The 15,467-nt window shown below is 69.3% G+C and carries 14 protein-coding genes; 5 read left to right on the forward strand and 9 right to left on the reverse strand.

The features are described from left to right. Window positions 1-131: 131 nt before the first annotated feature. Window positions 132-1,649: a phosphoenolpyruvate carboxykinase (ATP) gene (locus LI334_RS07645; RefSeq protein WP_227259805.1), complete on the reverse strand. Its 1,518-nt coding sequence runs from the start codon at window positions 1,647-1,649 to the stop codon at window positions 132-134. 55 nt (window positions 1,650-1,704) lie between these two features. Then, window positions 1,705-3,135 carry an HTTM domain-containing protein gene (locus LI334_RS07650; protein ID WP_227259807.1) on the reverse strand — a complete coding sequence of 477 codons (1,431 nt, stop codon included), beginning with the start codon at window positions 3,133-3,135 and terminating at the stop codon, window positions 1,705-1,707. A gap of 98 nt (window positions 3,136-3,233) precedes the next feature. Between LI334_RS07650 and LI334_RS07655 the strand changes: the two genes are divergently transcribed. Both LI334_RS07655 and LI334_RS07660 read left to right on the forward strand, forming a co-directional pair. Then, window positions 3,234-4,004 (forward strand): MOSC domain-containing protein, encoded by a 771-nt coding sequence (locus tag LI334_RS07655; protein ID WP_227259808.1) that lies wholly within the window; start codon window positions 3,234-3,236, stop codon window positions 4,002-4,004. A 26-nt stretch (window positions 4,005-4,030) separates the two neighbouring features. Further along, the gene (locus LI334_RS07660; RefSeq protein ID WP_227259810.1) at window positions 4,031-4,780 is read left to right on the forward strand and encodes a response regulator; all 750 of its coding nucleotides are present in this window, start codon (window positions 4,031-4,033) and stop codon (window positions 4,778-4,780) included. On the opposite strand, the gene LI334_RS07665 is transcribed toward LI334_RS07660, so the two are convergent. Then, window positions 4,777-5,268: a sensor histidine kinase gene (locus tag LI334_RS07665; RefSeq protein WP_227259812.1), complete on the reverse strand. Its 492-nt coding sequence runs from the start codon at window positions 5,266-5,268 to the stop codon at window positions 4,777-4,779. The two genes, LI334_RS07660 and LI334_RS07665, sit on opposite strands and share 4 nt — an antisense overlap. A 261-nt stretch (window positions 5,269-5,529) precedes the next feature. Between LI334_RS07665 and katG the strand changes: the two genes are divergently transcribed. Together katG and LI334_RS07675 are read left to right on the forward strand one after the other, a co-directional pair. Beyond that, window positions 5,530-7,692, forward strand: a complete 2,163-nt coding sequence (katG, locus tag LI334_RS07670; protein ID WP_227259814.1) for a catalase/peroxidase HPI — start codon at window positions 5,530-5,532, stop codon at window positions 7,690-7,692. Between the two features lie 70 nt (window positions 7,693-7,762). Beyond that, window positions 7,763-8,986: an MFS transporter gene (locus LI334_RS07675; protein WP_227259816.1), complete on the forward strand. Its 1,224-nt coding sequence runs from the start codon at window positions 7,763-7,765 to the stop codon at window positions 8,984-8,986. Window positions 8,987-9,250: 264 nt separating this feature from the next. On the opposite strand, the gene LI334_RS07680 is transcribed toward LI334_RS07675, so the two are convergent. Genes LI334_RS07680 through LI334_RS07700 form a run of 5 tightly spaced genes read right to left on the reverse strand, consistent with a single transcriptional unit; the run spans window position 9,251 to window position 13,386 of the window. Continuing rightward, a complete protein-coding gene (locus LI334_RS07680) occupies window positions 9,251-10,699 on the reverse strand; it encodes a PH domain-containing protein (protein ID WP_227259819.1) in 1,449 nt (482 codons plus the stop codon). Further along, a complete protein-coding gene (locus LI334_RS07685; RefSeq protein WP_227259822.1) occupies window positions 10,696-11,172 on the reverse strand; it encodes a PH domain-containing protein in 477 nt (158 codons plus the stop codon). Before LI334_RS07685 ends, LI334_RS07680 begins: the two co-directional genes overlap by 4 nt. A gap of 34 nt (window positions 11,173-11,206) precedes the next feature. After that, window positions 11,207-12,613, reverse strand: coding sequence for a class II fumarate hydratase (locus LI334_RS07690; protein WP_227259824.1), 1,407 nt, complete (start codon window positions 12,611-12,613; stop codon window positions 11,207-11,209). 60 nt (window positions 12,614-12,673) lie between these two features. Next, window positions 12,674-13,102, reverse strand: a complete 429-nt coding sequence (locus LI334_RS07695; RefSeq protein ID WP_227259825.1) for a hypothetical protein — start codon at window positions 13,100-13,102, stop codon at window positions 12,674-12,676. A gap of 38 nt (window positions 13,103-13,140) precedes the next feature. Continuing rightward, entirely contained in the window at window positions 13,141-13,386 is a 246-nt protein-coding gene (locus LI334_RS07700; RefSeq protein ID WP_227259826.1) for a BolA family protein, read from the reverse strand. 97 nt (window positions 13,387-13,483) lie between these two features. On the opposite strand from LI334_RS07700, the gene LI334_RS07705 reads away from it, so the two are divergent. Beyond that, entirely contained in the window at window positions 13,484-14,476 is a 993-nt protein-coding gene (locus LI334_RS07705; RefSeq protein ID WP_227259828.1) for a hypothetical protein, read from the forward strand. Here LI334_RS07705 and fen read toward each other — a convergent pair. Further along, on the reverse strand, window positions 14,473-15,456 hold the full coding sequence (gene fen / locus LI334_RS07710; RefSeq protein ID WP_227259830.1) for a flap endonuclease-1: 984 nt from the start codon (window positions 15,454-15,456) through the stop codon (window positions 14,473-14,475). The genes LI334_RS07705 and fen overlap by 4 nt on opposite strands. Window positions 15,457-15,467: the final 11 nt, after the last annotated feature.

Raw genomic sequence — 15,467 nt, forward strand, 5'->3', positions numbered from 1 at the left:
GAAAGCGGCCCGGGAGTGGGCCGGACTATGTGGATGACAAACGGGAGCAGGTGCGCGTGCACCCACTCGTTCGGAGCGCTCGCGGGACTATAACTCTATTCGGCGTTCGTGAAAATAACTCTCGGGAGGTCTCAGTAGGTCGCGTCCACGATGTCGTCGTCGAGATCAACGAAGGATTCGAGGTACTCGCGGCGTTCCTCGGTGAGCGCCGCGTGGGCGTCCTCGAAGTCCGCGGTGCGCTCCGCGACGGAGAACGACTCGATGTCCATCCCGGGAACCTCGCTCGGGACGGTGAGGTCGAGGTCGTCGTTCGTCGTCCAGGAGACGGTGCCGCGCGCGACGGCTTCGAGGAGCGCGACGGTCTCCTCGACGCCCACGTCCGCGGGCGTGTCCGTGCCGACGACGCCCGTGTTCAGGACGAAGCAGTCCACGCCGAGGTCGCTGATGAGGTCGCGGAACCGATTCCCTTCTTCGCCTTTCGACCCCATGATGAATGGGTTGGTGCCGACGACGCGGATGGACTCACCCGCGCGCGAGGGGTCGCCGGCGCTCGTCTCGACGGACTCGCCGAGCATGAACGCGGCCGCCGCCTGGTCTTCGTCGAGTTTCGCGACCGGCGGCATCAGGGGGTTCCGGGTGATGAAGAACACCTGATCGACCGAGGGGAGATCGATGTCGTCCGCGGCGCTCTCCAGTTCGTCGCGCAGGACGACGGCGCGGCTGTTCGAGCCGTACCGCGGTTCGTCGAAGTGAACCGCGCCGTCGTCGTCCACGGCGACGTTCTCCAATACGGCGGTCTCGGAGGTCGCCGCGCCGTGCAGTTCCGGCTGTTCGTCGGCTTCGAGGCCGATGGTCTTGATGTAGAGCCCTTTCCCCTCGCTCCCGGTGACGGTGCCGTTCGGCAGGAGCGCACACACGTCGTCCTGCAGCATCTCCGCGCCCTCGGGGTCGTCGAGCCAGAGCCCGTGGCTCGTCAGCGTGGACTTCCCCGTCCCGGACAGGCCGAGGAAGAGCTGGCCGACGTCGCGCTCGCCCGCGTCGTCGTCGAGGTGGACGCGCTTCGACCCCGCGTGCAGGCCGAGCCCGCCCTGCTGTTTCGCGCGGTACATGTAGAGCCGGAGGAAGGACTTCTTCGCCTCGCCCGTGTAGTCGCTCCCGAGGACGGCGGTGACGCCCGCCTCGGGGAGGATGCGGATGGTGGTCTCGTCGCGCTCGGGCACCTGCACCGTCACGAAGTCGGGGTCGGCGTTCTCGGGCGCGGGTTCGAGGAGTTTCGCCCAGGAGAGCGCGATACGGCCGTACTCCTTCGGGATGAAGAGCCGGCAGACGAACGACGTGTCGGGGTGGCGGCCGACGACGCGGTCGACGGCGACCACGTCGTTCGACGCGTCCTCCACGAAGTCGAGCGCGCTCTCGAACGCGACGTAATCGTCGTCGTCGAACTCGTGGTCGACGGCGTTCCGGGTCTGCTCGGAACTCCGCGAGCGGTAGTCGCTGACGTACGACGGCGACCCGTATTCCGTGGTCGTTTCGAGGTGCTCGGAGAAGGCGCGGAGGTCGTCGAGGCTCGGATTGTGTGTGATGTGGTCCGTCGATGCCGGGTCCGGGAAGTCGTCCGCGGTGTAGCGAGTCCGGGCTCGATTTGCCATTAGGTGTGGGGAGTAGGTGGACGAGTATAAACGCACAGGTATCCACGGAGAGTTGTCACCGACCGCACGAGTGGTTCGCGAGCGTCCGGTTTTCGATAGGCTCCGGGCCGTCGAGTCGCGTCGGTTGCGCGACGAACACGACGGACACCTGGGCGAGCGTCGAGTCGTGGGTGGCGTTCCAGTCGCGGCAGAGGTAGGCGGCGAACTCGTCGGCGAGCGACCGGCCGTCGAAGAGCGCGACGGTCGCGAGGTACTTCCGCCAGCGCGCGCTCGGGTAGGTCTCGGACACGTCGGGCGGTTTCGCGTACGAGACGGTGCCGCCGTTCCACGCGTCCACGGTTTCGCCGGTGGTCGTGGTGGCGGGCGCGACGTACCAGCCGTCGGTGCCGAGGGGTTCGGGGGCGAACATGTCCCAGCTGCGTTCGCTGGGCTGGACGGGCGCGCTCTCGGGGGTCTGGACGACGCCGACCGCGGCGGCGTTCCAGACGAGCACGAAGGCGAGGAGGAGCACGGAGAGGACGCGGGTTCCGCGGCGCACGAGCGCCCAGGGCGTGCTCGGGCGGGGGAGGTCGGGGAGGCGGCGGGCGAGGCGGTCGAATCGCGGCTGGGGGTCGGGGAGGCGGTTCCACACCGCCGCGGGCTGGAAGACGAGGAGCGCGACGACGGTGACGAGCGGGAAGACGCCGAGCGTCATCGTCGCGAGCATCCCGAGGTGGCCGACGGAGAGCAGGGCCGCGAGCGCGCCGCGGACGCGGCCCGTCGTGAGCAGGAGGAGCGGGGACGCGAGCAGGAGCGCGACCCACGCGTAGTCGGCGGCGGTGAGGAGGGCGGGATACCCCGCGAGGAGTTCGCCGAGCGGGCGGAGGAACTGGTCGAGGCTGAACACGTACCGGACGGCGGTGCCGGAGAGCCAGGCGTCCCCCCGGAGTTTGAGCGCGGCGTTCACGGCGTACACGGCGACGACTTGCACGAGCAGGCCCGCGGTGGCGACGCTCGCGACGGGGCCGAGCGCGCGGTCGCGGCCTCGCTCCCGGGCGGCGTCCACGCTCCACGCGCGGCCGAGCGGGAGGAGGACGCTCCAGAGGAGGAGTCGGCGGAGGAGGCTGTCGCCGGCGTTCAGGACGACGGGGTTGCGCGCCTGCAGGGAGACGAGGAGGACGAGGGAGAGGAGGGCGGCGAGCCGGCTGTGGTAGCCGACGAGCAGGCAGACGGAGAGCGCGGCGGCGAGCGCGAACAAGAGGAGTTGGAGCGCGAGGCCGCCGGAGAGCGCGTGAATCGAGACGGACGCGAAGCCGGGGAACTCGGCGTAGAGCGTTTCGCGGGGGAGGACGCCGTAGTCGGTGTAGAACGCGCGAACGTTCCGCAGGCGGAGGAGGAGGTCGAGGAGGACGACGCTCCCCAGGCCGATGCGGAACGCGGCGAGCGCTCGCGCGTCGATGGCGGCGCGGGACGCGACGAGTCGGCGGAGGCGGCCTGCAGCGGACACACTCGCAGTCCGCGCGAGGCACCCATAGGCGTTGTGCACCCGCTCCGTCCCCGGGTGTGACCGGCAGGTCTTTGCCGGCGGCCGCCGCGTTCTCCGGTATGGCTCGGGTCGCGCGACTCACGCGGTATCCGGTGAAGGCACTCTCCGGTGAGGACGTGGAGACGGTGCGGGTGACCGCGGGCGGGACGCTCGCGGGCGACCGCGAGTACAAACTCGTGGACGCGAACGGCGACCTCGTGAACGGCAAGCGCACGCCGCGCGTCCACGACCTCGCGACGACGTACGACCGCGACGCGGGGACGCTCACGGTCGAGACGAACGCGGGTGAGACGGCGACGCTCCCGCTCCGAGACCGCCCCGGGGAGGCGGCGGCGTGGCTCGGCGACGTCTTCGGCTACGACCTCGCGGTGGAGCGCGACACGGAACTCGGATTCGTGGATCGGCGGTCGGCCGGTCCCTCGGTCATCAGCACGGCGACCGTCGAAACCGTCGCGGACTGGTTCGACGACCTCACCCCGGAGAGCGTGCGGCGACGGATGCGCGCGAACGTCGAGGTCGCGGGCGTCCCCGCGTTCTGGGAAGACCGGTTCGTCGGCGCTGACGCGCCCGCGTTCCGCGCGGGGGACGTGCGGTTCGAGGGCGTTCAGCCGTGCGGGCGGTGCGTCGTCCCGGAGCGCGACCCGGAGACGGGCGAGCGCGACCCCGGGTTCCGCGAGCGGTTCGTGGAGCGCCGGCGCGCGACGCTCCCCGACTGGGTGGACGAATCGGCGTTCGACCACTTCTACGCACTCATGCTCATCGCGGACGTACCCGACGGCTCTCGCGGACGGACGCTCTCGGTGGGCGACGAGGTCGTCACCGAAGCTTAATCCCCCTGGAAACTATAACGCAGACAATGATACGGACGACGTCCTGGGGTCGCTCGGACGGCCCGACGGCGGGGTCGAACGGGTCGGCGCTCCGAGCGAACCCGGGCGTCGGCGGGCGGACGACGGGAGAGAACCCGTCGTCGAAGGACGCCACCGACGACCGAACGCGCACCGACGCCGGCGACGGCGACGCCCGCGGCGACGGTGCCGTGCTCGTGGTGGACGACGAGCAGGGGTTCGCGGACGCCGTCGCGCTCTGGCTGGACGACTACGAGGTCGTGGTCGCGTACGACGGCGACGACGCGCTCGACGCGTACACGCCCGACATCGACGTCGTCCTGCTCGACCGCCGGATGCCGACCGTTCCCGGCGACGACGTGCTCCGCGAACTCCGCGACCGGAACGCGGACGTACGGGTCGCGATGCTGACCGCGTCCGAAATCGGCGTCGAGTCCGCCGACTTGCCGTTCGACGAGTACCTCCAGAAACCCATCGACCGAGACGAGGTGCGGGACGCCGTCGAGGCGTTGAAGCGCCAGCACGCGTACCCGGAACCCGTCCGCGAGTACGTGAGCGTGCTCGTCCGACTCTCCGAACTCGAATCCACGCACTCCCGACAGCGGCTCGTGGAGACGGACGCGTACGCCGACCTGGAAGCCCGGCTCGACGACGTGCGGCCGGCGGCGGAGCGCGCCGTCGAACACCTCTCGGACGACGAGGTGGAGTTCCTGCGCGCGTACGTCGGCGACCTCGAACGCGACAGCCGGATTCTCTAGCGCGCGGGCGGTTGCGCGAGGAACGTCAGTTCGAACACGGTACCGTGCGGGTCGTTCTCTCGGATTTCGATGCGGCCGCCGTAGGCCGCCATCAGCTGTTTCACGAGGTAGAGACCGAACCCGCTCCCGGGTTCGCTGAGCTGTGAGACGCCGGTTTCGAGCACGCCCTCGCGTTCGTCCTCGGGGCTGCCGGGGCCGTTGTCCGCGATTTCGACCGTGACGCCCGGGCACTCGACTTCCTCGACGGCGTGCGGCCGGTCGGGGTCGGGGACGTGCGTGCCGTCGTCGTCCACGTACGCGGTGGTCGTGGTCTCTGCGACGGTGACGTCCACGGTCGGCGTGCTGGCGTCGTTGTGAGTGACGGCGTTGTCGAGGCCGTTCTCGAACACCTCGAATCGGTCGGTTCGGTCGGCGACGCGGCCACCGTCCGGCCCCGCGCTGGAGGTGACCCAGAGGACGCGGGAGCGGACGGTCGGCTCCGGTGACATACCGAAGTCGAGTGTGCGCGAGGGGATCTATCCGATGGCGGAACCGGCGCGTCCGCGGCGGCCGTGCCACCCCCGAGTTCGCGTATCGGAAAGAATTGTGCGCTGTTCGCTAACTCACAGATTGTAAACGAGAATCCCATCGGTGCATTTATGAAGATATCTGCTCAGTATTGATGTGACGGAGACAACAATGGAAGACGCATCCAACTGCGGAACGGCTGTGCGCGACGAACCGACGTTCGACGCCGAGGTGACCGCGGCATGACGTGGTCGAACCAGGAGTGGTGGCCGAACCTCCTCCGACTCGACATCCTCGACGACAACGCCGCCGACCTCGACCCCTACGGCGACGACTTCGACTACGCCGAGGAGTTCCAGAAGCTCGACCTCGACGAAGTGAAGTCCGACATCGCGGACGTCATGACGGATTCGCAGGACTGGTGGCCGGCCGACTACGGCCACTACGGCCCCCTGTTCATCCGGATGGCGTGGCACAGCGCCGGCACCTACCGCACCATCGACGGTCGCGCGGGCGCGTCCGGCGCGCTCCAGCGCCTCCCGCCGGAGAGCAGTTGGCCCGACAACGTCAACCTCGACAAGGCCCGTCGTCTCCTCCAGCCGGTCAAGCAGAAGTACGGCCGGAAGCTCTCGTGGGGCGACCTCATCGTCCTCGCCGGGAACGTCGCCCTCGAATCCATGGGCTTCGAGACGTACGGCTTCGCGGGCGGCCGCGTGGACGAGTACAAATCGAACGAAGCCATCGAGTGGGGTCCCGAGACCGAGTGGGAGACCACGTCCCCCGAGCGCTTCGAGGACGAGGAAGTCGGGAACCTGAAAGACCCGCTCGCGAACACCGTGATGGGCCTCATCTACGTGAACCCCGAGGGCCCGTACGGCGAACCCGACCTCGACGGCTCCGCGAAGAACATCCGCGAGGAGTTCAGTCGGATGGCGATGGACGACGAGGAGACCGTCGCGCTCATCGCCGGCGGCCACACGTTCGGGAAGGTGCACGGTGCCGACGACGAGACCGAAGTCGGCCCCGACCCCGAGTCCGCGCCCATCGAACAGCAGGGCCTCGGCTGGGATCACGACTTCGAGAAGGCCGGCATGATTACGAGCGGCATCGAGGGGCCGTGGAACGCCACGCCGACGATGTGGGACACGGGCTACGTGGACAACCTCCTCGACTACGAGTGGGAGCCGCACAAGGGCCCCGGCGGCGCGTGGCAGTGGCGGCCCGCCGACGAGGACGACCGCGAGAACATCGAGAAGGCCCCTGACGCGCAAGACTTCGACGAGTCCGAGCAGCCGATGATGCTCACGACGGACGTGGCGCTGAAGCACGACGAGGACTTCCGCGCGGTGCTCGAAAACTTCCAGGAGAACCCCGACGAGTTCCAGGCGGCGTTCGCGCGCGCCTGGTACAAACTCCTCCACCGCGACATGGGTCCCAAGGAGCGCTTCCTCGGCCCCGAAGTGCCGGAGGGCGAGTTCGTCTGGCAGGATCCGGTTCCGGACGCGGACTACGAGACCGTCGGCGAGGACGAAATCGAGGAGCTCGAAGCGGCGATTCTCGACGCCGACATCGAGCGCTCCCAGCTCGTGAAGACGGCGTGGGCGTCCGCTTCGACGTACCGCGACAGCGACAAGCGCGGCGGCGCGAACGGCGCGCGCATCCGCCTCGAACCCCAGAAGAACTGGGAGGTCAACGAGCCCGAGCGCCTCGCTGACGTGCTCGACACGTACGAGGAGATTCAGGCGGAGTTCAACGAGTCGCGCGACGACGACGTGCGCGTCTCGCTCGCCGACCTCATCGTCCTCGGCGGGAACGTCGCCGTCGAGCAGGCCGCGGCGGACGCGGGCTACGACGTTGACGTGCCGTTCGCGCCGGGTCGCACGGACGCGAGCGCCGAGCAGACGGACGCCGACTCCTTCGACCCGCTCGAACCGAAGGCGGACGGCTTCCGGAACTACCTCGGTGACGGCGACTACAACGACCTCTACGACACCCTGGAGGAGCGCCTGGTCGATAAGGCCGAACTCCTCAACCTCTCCGTGACGGAGCTGACGGTGCTCGTCGGCGGGCTTCGCGCGCTCGGCGCGACCTACGACGACACCGACCGCGGCGTCTTCACGGACGACCCGGGCACGCTCACGAACGACTTCTTCGTGAACCTCCTCGACATGGACTACGAGTGGGAGCCCGTGGACGAGGACGACGAGGTCTTCGAGGGCTTCGACCGCGACACGGGCGAGAAGGTGTGGGAGGCCACGCGCTTCGACCTCATCTTCGGCTCGAACGCGCGTCTCCGCGCGCACGCCGACGTGTACGCGGCCGAGGACGGCGAGGAGAAGCTCGTCGAGGACTTCGTCGAGGCGTGGAGCAAGGTCATGCAGGCCGACCGCTTCGACCTCGACTAGCGCGCGTCGAGTAACGGCAACCCCGCCGTCTTTCAGGGGTTTCTTATCCGCGGTTCGTCTCCCCCTAGTCGTGTCAGAGGTTCGTCGCCGCGTCACCGAGTCGCTCCGGGGGTTGCGTGGCGACGGCCGCGGCTGGATATTGTTGAGTATCGCGTCCGGATGGCTGCTCACGCTCGGCCTGCGGTTTCTGGTGCCGGCGGTGATTCCGCAGGTGAAGGAGACGTTCGTCGTGGACAACGCGACGGCGGGCATCGCGGTGACGGTGGTGTGGGCGTTCTACGCGCTCACGCAGTTCCCGGCCGGCCTCATCACCGACCGCATCGGGGAGCGAACGGCGCTCGCGGGGAGTCTCGCGATGAGCGCGGCGAGCCTCGCGTTCCTCGCGAGCGCGCCGGTGTTCGCGGTGTTCCTCGTGGGCGCGGCGGCGTTCGGCATCGGGTCGGGGTTCTACGGGCCGGCACGCGGCACCGCGCTCTCCCGGGCGTTCCCGACGCGGGCGGGCGCGGCGTTCGGCATCACGCTCGCCGCGGGGAGTTTCGGCTCCGCCGTCCTCCCGCTGGTCGCGGGCGTCGCGGTGGACGAACTCGGCTGGCGCGTCCTCGTCGGCGGCGCGGTTCCGCTGTTCCTCGCGGTCGCGGCGCTCGCGTACCGCGTCCTCCCCGACCCCATCGACGAGTACGCGGAGACCACCATCGACACCGGCCCGACGTTCACGCTCCGCGAAGCCCTCGCGCGGGTGCCGGACGCGGTGCGCGACCGCGACGTCCTGCTCGCCGTCCTGGGGTTGACGTTCTACCTGTTCGCGTTCCAGGGGTTGACGGCGTTCCTCCCGACGTACCTCGTGGATGTGGAGGGAATCGGGCAGGGCGTCGCGTCCGGCGTGTTCGCGCTGTTGTTCGTCGGCGGCGGTCTCACCCAGTTGGCGGCGGGGTCGCTCTCCGACCGCTACGGGACGGTGCCGGTGCTCGTCACGGCCGCCGCGGTCGGCGCGCTCACGCTGTTCGCGGTGCCGTTCGTGGACTCGCTCGCGGTCTGGGCGGTGCTCTCCTTCCTCCTCGGGACGCGCATGGGTATCGCGCCGGTCGCGAACTCCTCGGTCATCGCGGCGCTCCCGACGGACGCGCAGGGCGCGTCCTGGGGGTTCCTGCGGACGTGTTTCTTCCTCGTGAGCGCGACCGGGTCGGCGTTCGTCGGCGCGATGGCGGACGCCGACCTGTTCGACGAGTCGTTCGTCGTGCTCGGCGTTCTCACCGCCTGTGCCGCGGTCTGCTTCCAGCGCCTCGGCGCGCGCTAGGGCGTCGGCACGTGCGTTCGGTCGTCACCGCTGGTCGTACAGCCGGCGAGCGCGCCCGCGGCGAGAACTGACCGACGGCACATGGTTCTAACCGAAGTCCGCGCGCAAAAAGTCCCTTTGGCTCCGTTCGGGGGGAGTAAGTTTTTCCTGTCCGAGTCGAACACCCCGATGCGGGTTCACACGCCCGCACGCGGTCCGTCAACCTGTGACGGTACCGTCGCGGGGCCGGCGCACCCACGTCGGCCCCAGGACACGCGTGTCCTTTTACTGGCGGCCGAGCGTCGCGCGGAGGCGGTCTATCGCGCGTTCGACGAGACTGCTCGCGGTGTCCTCCGAGAGGTCGTGCGCGGTGGCGTCCCCGCCGGCGAGCCGGCGGCTTCCCGCGGTGTCGTACACGACGGACGCCAGCCCCCAGCGGCGCTGGAAGACGGACTGGGACTCGATGACGGTCTGGAGGCGGTAGTAGGGGACGACGGTGGTGGAGCGCGACCAGAACCCGCTCCGGGTGACGGCGTACTCGTCGCCCTCGGCGTGCCCGAGGTGGAGCCAGCGGTAGTGGCCGCCGGCGACCGCGAGCGGGAACAGGAGGAGCGAGAGCCACCAGTAGGGGAGACTCCAGAATGCGTTGGCGGCGAACGCGCTCGCGGCGACTATGCCGGCGAGAATCGAGTACCGGCCGACGTACCGGCGGCGCGCCCGGGTTGGCGGGCGTTCGACCGCGATGTCCTCGAAGGGTTCGAGCATCCGGGCGAGCGCGACGGCGTCCTCCCGGGGGGCGAACGGAACGGCGGCCTCGGAGCCGCCAGAGGGCGTGTCGCCGGGCGCGTACCCCGCGGTCTCGACGGCGAGCGTGGCGTAGCCGACGCGGCGCATCAGGACGTTCTCCGTGAGGGAGACGGACTGGAGTTTGTCGAGCGGAATCGTGCCCGTGTAGCGCTTGAGGAGGCCGCGCTCGTACCGGAGGTCGTCTCCCTCCCGACGCAAACGGAAGCCGTAGAACCGCACGAACCGGACGGCGGCGCTCGCCGCCCAGAGCGCGGAGACGAGGAGGAGGACGGCGACGCCGACGAGGACGACGAGGAGCGCGGCCCCGAAGCCGTTCACGGCGTCGCCGAATCCGAGCGTCGCGACGACCGGGCCGAGCAGTGGGAAGAGCACGGCGATGCCGGACGCGACCCGGGGGTCGAAGGAGAGGAAGCTGTACGCGAGCAACGACCGGTCGTCGAGTTCGTACAGCACGTCCCCCGCCGTCTCGCTCTCGGCGTCGGCGGTCTCGCCGGCTTTGAGGCGGCGGATTTCGGTCTGGAGGCGTTCGGCCTCCTCCGCGCTCACGCACTCCAGTTTCGCCTCCGTGCTCCCGCCGCCCGCGGTCTCGACGCTGACGGTGGCGATGCCGAGCGCGCGCTGGAGGACGTTCCGCGTCACGTCCACGTTCTGCACGCGACGCAGCGGAATCTCGCGCTCGCGGCGGCTGAGCACGCCCGAGTCGATGTCGAGCGTGTCGCCCGTGAGTTCGTACGCGAACCGCTGGTAGTACGCGTACTCGTAGCCCAGTCCGAGGACGGCGAGCGCGACGACGCCGGCGAGGATGAACGGCCAGAACTCCGCGAACGCGCCGCCGGATGTCGCGGCGACGCCGATGACGGCCGCCCACCCGAACCGCAGTCCCCTGTCCACGACGCGGTACGGGACGCTGAACGGGTGGAGTCTCATACGGCGTCCTCGGGTTCGCTCTCGATGGCGAGTTCGCGGAGCGACGCCTGCAGTTCGTCCGCGCGCTCCGGCGTCAGCCCCGGAATCGACACGTCCGCCCCGCGGCTCCCCGCGGTGTAGACGACGACCGAGGAGAGGCCGACGAGGCGTTCGAGCGGGCCGCGCTGGGTGTCCACGTGCTGGACGCGGACGTACGGAACCACGGTTCGCACGCGCGTGACGACGCCGCGCTGGAGGAAGAGCGTGTCGTCGCGCACCTCGAACCGGAAGACCCGGTATCGGAGGACGGCGAACACGACGCCGACGACGCCGACGAGGAGGAAGACGCCGACGCCGTAGAGCGGCGTGAACCACGGGAACTCGCTGGTGTCCGCGAACAGCGCGACACCGGTGACGATACCGCCGAGGACGAGGGCGGTGACGAGCGCGCCGACCGCCCAGACGACTCGGACGCGGGGATTCAGGCGTTCCATACGCGTTGAGGGAACGCCTGCCGTGAAAAACCCTCTAGTCGTCGCCGAGGATGACGCGGTGCGTCATCGCCTCGGGGTCGAGGACTTCGTCCGCCTCCTCCTCGGTGAGGTAGCCGCGTTCGAGCACGACCTCCCGCACCGTCTTGTCCTCCTTGAGCGCGGCCTTCGCGACCTCGCTCGCCTTGTCGTACCCGATGGCGGGGTTGAGCGCGGTGGCGAGCGCCATCGACTGCTCGACCTGGGTCTCGCAGTGCTCCTCGTTCGCTTCGAGTTTCGCGACGAACTTCGTGGCGAACGTCTCGCTCCCGTTCGCGACGAGGGTCGCGGAGTCGAGGAAGTTCTGCGCGAGGATGGGCTTGTAGAGGTTCAGGTCTATCTGGCCCTCCGCCGCGCCCGCGCCGACCGCGGCGTCGTTCCCGACGACCTGCTTGTGCACCTGATTCACCGCTTCGGCGACGACCGGGTTTATCTTCCCGGGCATGATGGACGACCCGGGCTGGTTCTCCGGCTGTTCGATTTCGCCGAGGCCGTTCCGCGGGCCGCTCGCGAGCAGGCGGAGGTCGTTCGCTATCTTGTTCAGGCTCCCCGCGATGGTCTTGAGCGCGCCGTGCGCCTCGCTCATCGCGTCGTGCGCGGCCTGCGCCTCGAAGTGGTTGTCCGCCTCCCGGAACTGGATGCCCGTCTCCTCGCTGATGTAGTCCGCGGCCGCCTGCGGGAACTCGGGATGCGTGTTCAGGCCCGTGCCCACGGCCGTGCCGCCGAGCGCGAGTTCGCGCAGGTGCGGCTTCACGTTCTCCACGCGCGCCAGCCCCTTCTCTATCTGCGCGCGGTACCCGCCGAACTCCTGGCCGAGGCGGACGGGCGTCGCGTCCTGCAGGTGCGTGCGACCCGTCTTCACGATGCCGTCGAACTCCGCTTCCTTCGCCTCCAGTTCGGCCGCGAGCGCCTCCAGCGCGGGCTGGACGTCCTCCACGAGCGCCGACAGGGACGCGACGTGCATCGCCGTCGGAATCACGTCGTTCGAGGACTGCCCGAAGTTCACGTGGTCGTTCGGGTGAATCTCGCGCGTGCCGATTTCGCCGCCGTAAATCTCGGTCGCGCGGTTCGCGATGACCTCGTTCGCGTTCATGTTCGACGAGGTACCGGAGCCCGTCTGGAACACGTCCACGGGGAACTGGTCGTCGTGCTCGCCCGCGATGACCTCGTCCGCCGCTTCGACGATGGCGTCCGCCTTGTCCGCGGGAATGGTTTCGAGGTCGCGGTTCGCCTGCGCCGCCGCCTTCTTCACGACGCCGAGCGCGTGCACGAACCGCGGTTTGAACGTCTCCCCGCTGATGGGGAAGTTCTCCACCGCGCGCTGGGTCTGTGCGCCCCAGTACGCGTCCGCGGGAACCTCCATCTCTCCGAGACTGTCCTCCTCGACGCGGTAGTCGTCTGCCATACCCGGGGGGTCGTCGCGGACAGCGTAAAAGCCACCGGAACGCCGCGCGCTCGCCGCGACCTACGGTTCGAAGAACTCGGGGCTGGCTTCCTCGTCGAGGAACGTGGTGACGTTCTTCACGAGGTCGGTCTGCTCCTCGAAGTGGTGTTCGTCCACGGAGATGGCGAGGCCTTCGCCGGACGAGATTGGGAAGTTCATCTCGACGGACTCCGTGAAGTACGTGATGCTGCACCGGAGGTCGCCGCATCGTTCCGCGAACACGTCGTTGATGTACTCGCGGTGGAGGGTTTCGAGTCGCATCTCGTCCACCGCGGCCGCCACGTCGTCGGGCGTGTAGCGGTGTTCCACGTCGTCGCGGAGATACCAGAGCGCGTACTCGTCCGTGGTGTACGCGACGACCGAACGCAGCGTCTCGCCGACCTGGTCGTGGAGGCGCGAGACGAGGTGCTCCCCGAAGTCGTCCCGGTGCACGTACGCTTCGGATTCCATGCGATACACTATCACGCGCCGTGGAAAAGACCTGTCGGCTATTCGTCGTACTCGTCGGGCGTGTACGTCTTCAGTTCGAGCGCGTGGATGTCCCGCGTCATCTTCCCCTCCAGCGCGTCGTACACGAGCTGGTGCTGATCGACCAGGGACAGTCCCTCGAACGCGGGCGACACCACGACCGCGCCGAGGTGGTCGTCGTCGTGCGGGCCGCGCGTGCGCGACACCTCCGCGTCCGCGTCCTCGATGTTCGACTCGATGAGCGCCTCGATTTCGGAGAGGTCCATGCACGAGGAGGGAGTGCTGTGAGGAAAAACGACGCGGTCGGGGAACCCCTGCGTCGAACCACACGGATTTTTGACAGTCGCCCGGATTGACACGCCCGTGCTCGACTCCCTCCCTCGCGCCCTCCGCGCTCTCGTCCGACCGCGAGCGGCGTTCGCCGATTCGCGGCCGGTGTCGGTTCGCGCGGGCGTCGCCGTCGTCGTCCTGCTGTGCGCGCTGAACGCCGCGGGCGTGCTGTACGCGTCCGGCGTCGTCGCCGACGCGACCACCGGCAGCGTCCAGATAGACAACCCCGCGCGGCCGTCCGAGACCATCTGCGAGGACGCGCAGTCGCCCGGCGACTTCTTCTACGAGTACCACCACGAGACCTGCGCGACCGAACCCGCGACCGTCCAACAGCCGCTCGCCAGCTACGCGGCGGACGCAGCGTCCGACCTCGCGTTCGCGGCCTTTCTGGTACCGTTCGCGGTCTGGATAGTCGTGAGCGGCCTCCTGCACGTCGTTATCGGCGGCGCGACCGCGGACGACTACGACGACCGCGTGCGGTTCTCGGCCGTGCTCGCCGTCACGGCCGTCGGGCTCGCGCCGACCGCGCTCCGCTACCTCGCGCGGCCGCTCGTCGTGGAACTGGAGACGGCGACGCTCACGCCGGCGGGCATCGACGCGGCGCGCGCGCTCGCCGCCGACGCGCTGACGCCGAGTTCGTCGGTCTGGCTCGCGGTCGTCGCCGCGACCGCCGCGTGGTCTGCGCTCGTCTGGTGGCAGTCCTGGCAGGCCGCGTTCGACGTGTCGTCGCGGCGCGCCGGCACCATCGCCGGCGTCGCGGGCGCGTGCTTTCTCCTTTCCGCCCTCGCACCCGTCCTGGTCGGCGGCGGTGCCGGCGTAGTCGGGGTTCTCCTCGTCGCCCTCGGCATCCCGGCGCTCGCGTTCCCGCGCGACCTCGAACGCATCGACCTCGCGTTCGACCTCATCGGCACCCGGGGCGGGGAGAACGTGGAACCGAAGCCGTGGCGGGTCGCCCTCCAGCAGGTCTCCGGCCTCGCGCTGGTCGCCGTCGGAACCGTCCTCCTCGGCGGGCTAGCGCTCGCCTAAGTCCACTGGTCGAGGCCGGTCTGCACCATCGACTCCTCGATGCGGTCGAACGCGGTCTCGACCTCGCTCGCGGGAATCTCCCACTCCTCGCAGACGTAGTCGCGCGCGGCGCTCACGTCCGGATCGACGTCCAGGTCGAGCGCGTAGTCGTCGGTCACGTCCGGGTCGAGAAACAGGTCGCGGATGCGGTCCGCGTGCTCGATGTACTCGTCGTCCGCGTCGAGGACGCCCCAGAGGTCGCCGTGCTCTTTCACCGAGTTCAGTGCGGTCTTGGGGCCGTAGCCGCTGATGCCGTCGTTGAAGTCCGTGCCGCAGAGGATGGCGACGTCCACGAGTTGCTCCCACGTGATGTCGTGTTCGTCGAGCGTCGCCTGGAAGTCCATGCGTTCGGGGTCGCCCTTCGAGGTGAGCTGGCGGAGCGTGTACGGCGCGCCGAACAGGATGGTGTCGTAGTCGTCGCTCCCGGCGTAGTCGATGGCGTCGTCCGTGCGCGCCATGTACGCTGCCTGCGCCTCGCCCTCCGCCGGCGCTTCGACCTGCGGGACGCCGAGGATGTCGAGCAGTTCCCGCGTCGTCTCGTGGATGGTGTCGGTGAGGCGCTGGGTTCGGGATTCGAGTCGGGCGACCGCGACCGCGTCCCCCTCCTCGCGCGCCTCTTCGAGTTGTGCCTCGTACTTCTCGCGTTGCTCGCGGCGCTCCTCGATTTCGGCGTCCTTGAGTTCGGTGACGCCGCCGTCCCAGACGAACACGGGCGTGAGGTCGTTCTCGAAGAACTTCGGGAGGCCCTTCACGACGCCGAGGAGGTTCGCGACTTCCGTGCCGTCGCTCGTGGTGTAGACGGCGTCGCTCGTCCACTTCACGGTCGTGGTGAGGTACTTGTAGAGCCAGTTGTGCGCGTCCACGGCGACCGCGTCCCCGTCGAGGTCGCTGAACGCGACCTCCTCGATGACGGCGAGCTGCCGGAGGTCGGAGAGTCCCATTACCCCGTGGT

The sequence above is a fragment of the Salarchaeum japonicum genome (genome assembly GCF_020614395.1).
In the GTDB taxonomy this organism is placed as follows: Archaea; Halobacteriota; Halobacteria; order Halobacteriales; family Halobacteriaceae; genus Salarchaeum; species Salarchaeum japonicum.

Bases quoted from the DNA above. Each gene is read 5' to 3' on its own strand.
- LI334_RS07645 (WP_227259805.1), bottom strand. From the start codon at position 1,649: ATGGCAAATCGAGCCCGGACTCGCTACACCGCGGACGACTTCCCGGAC.
- LI334_RS07655 (WP_227259808.1), top strand. From the start codon at position 3,234: ATGGCTCGGGTCGCGCGACTCACGCGGTATCCGGTGAAGGCACTCTCC.
- LI334_RS07660 (WP_227259810.1), top strand. From the start codon at position 4,031: ATGATACGGACGACGTCCTGGGGTCGCTCGGACGGCCCGACGGCGGGG.
- LI334_RS07665 (WP_227259812.1), bottom strand. From the start codon at position 5,268: ATGTCACCGGAGCCGACCGTCCGCTCCCGCGTCCTCTGGGTCACCTCC.
- katG (WP_227259814.1), top strand. From the start codon at position 5,530: ATGACGTGGTCGAACCAGGAGTGGTGGCCGAACCTCCTCCGACTCGAC.
- LI334_RS07680 (WP_227259819.1), bottom strand. From the start codon at position 10,699: ATGAGACTCCACCCGTTCAGCGTCCCGTACCGCGTCGTGGACAGGGGA.
- LI334_RS07685 (WP_227259822.1), bottom strand. From the start codon at position 11,172: ATGGAACGCCTGAATCCCCGCGTCCGAGTCGTCTGGGCGGTCGGCGCG.
- LI334_RS07690 (WP_227259824.1), bottom strand. From the start codon at position 12,613: ATGGCAGACGACTACCGCGTCGAGGAGGACAGTCTCGGAGAGATGGAG.
- LI334_RS07695 (WP_227259825.1), bottom strand. From the start codon at position 13,102: ATGGAATCCGAAGCGTACGTGCACCGGGACGACTTCGGGGAGCACCTC.
- LI334_RS07700 (WP_227259826.1), bottom strand. From the start codon at position 13,386: ATGGACCTCTCCGAAATCGAGGCGCTCATCGAGTCGAACATCGAGGAC.
- fen (WP_227259830.1), bottom strand. From the start codon at position 15,456: ATGGGACTCTCCGACCTCCGGCAGCTCGCCGTCATCGAGGAGGTCGCG.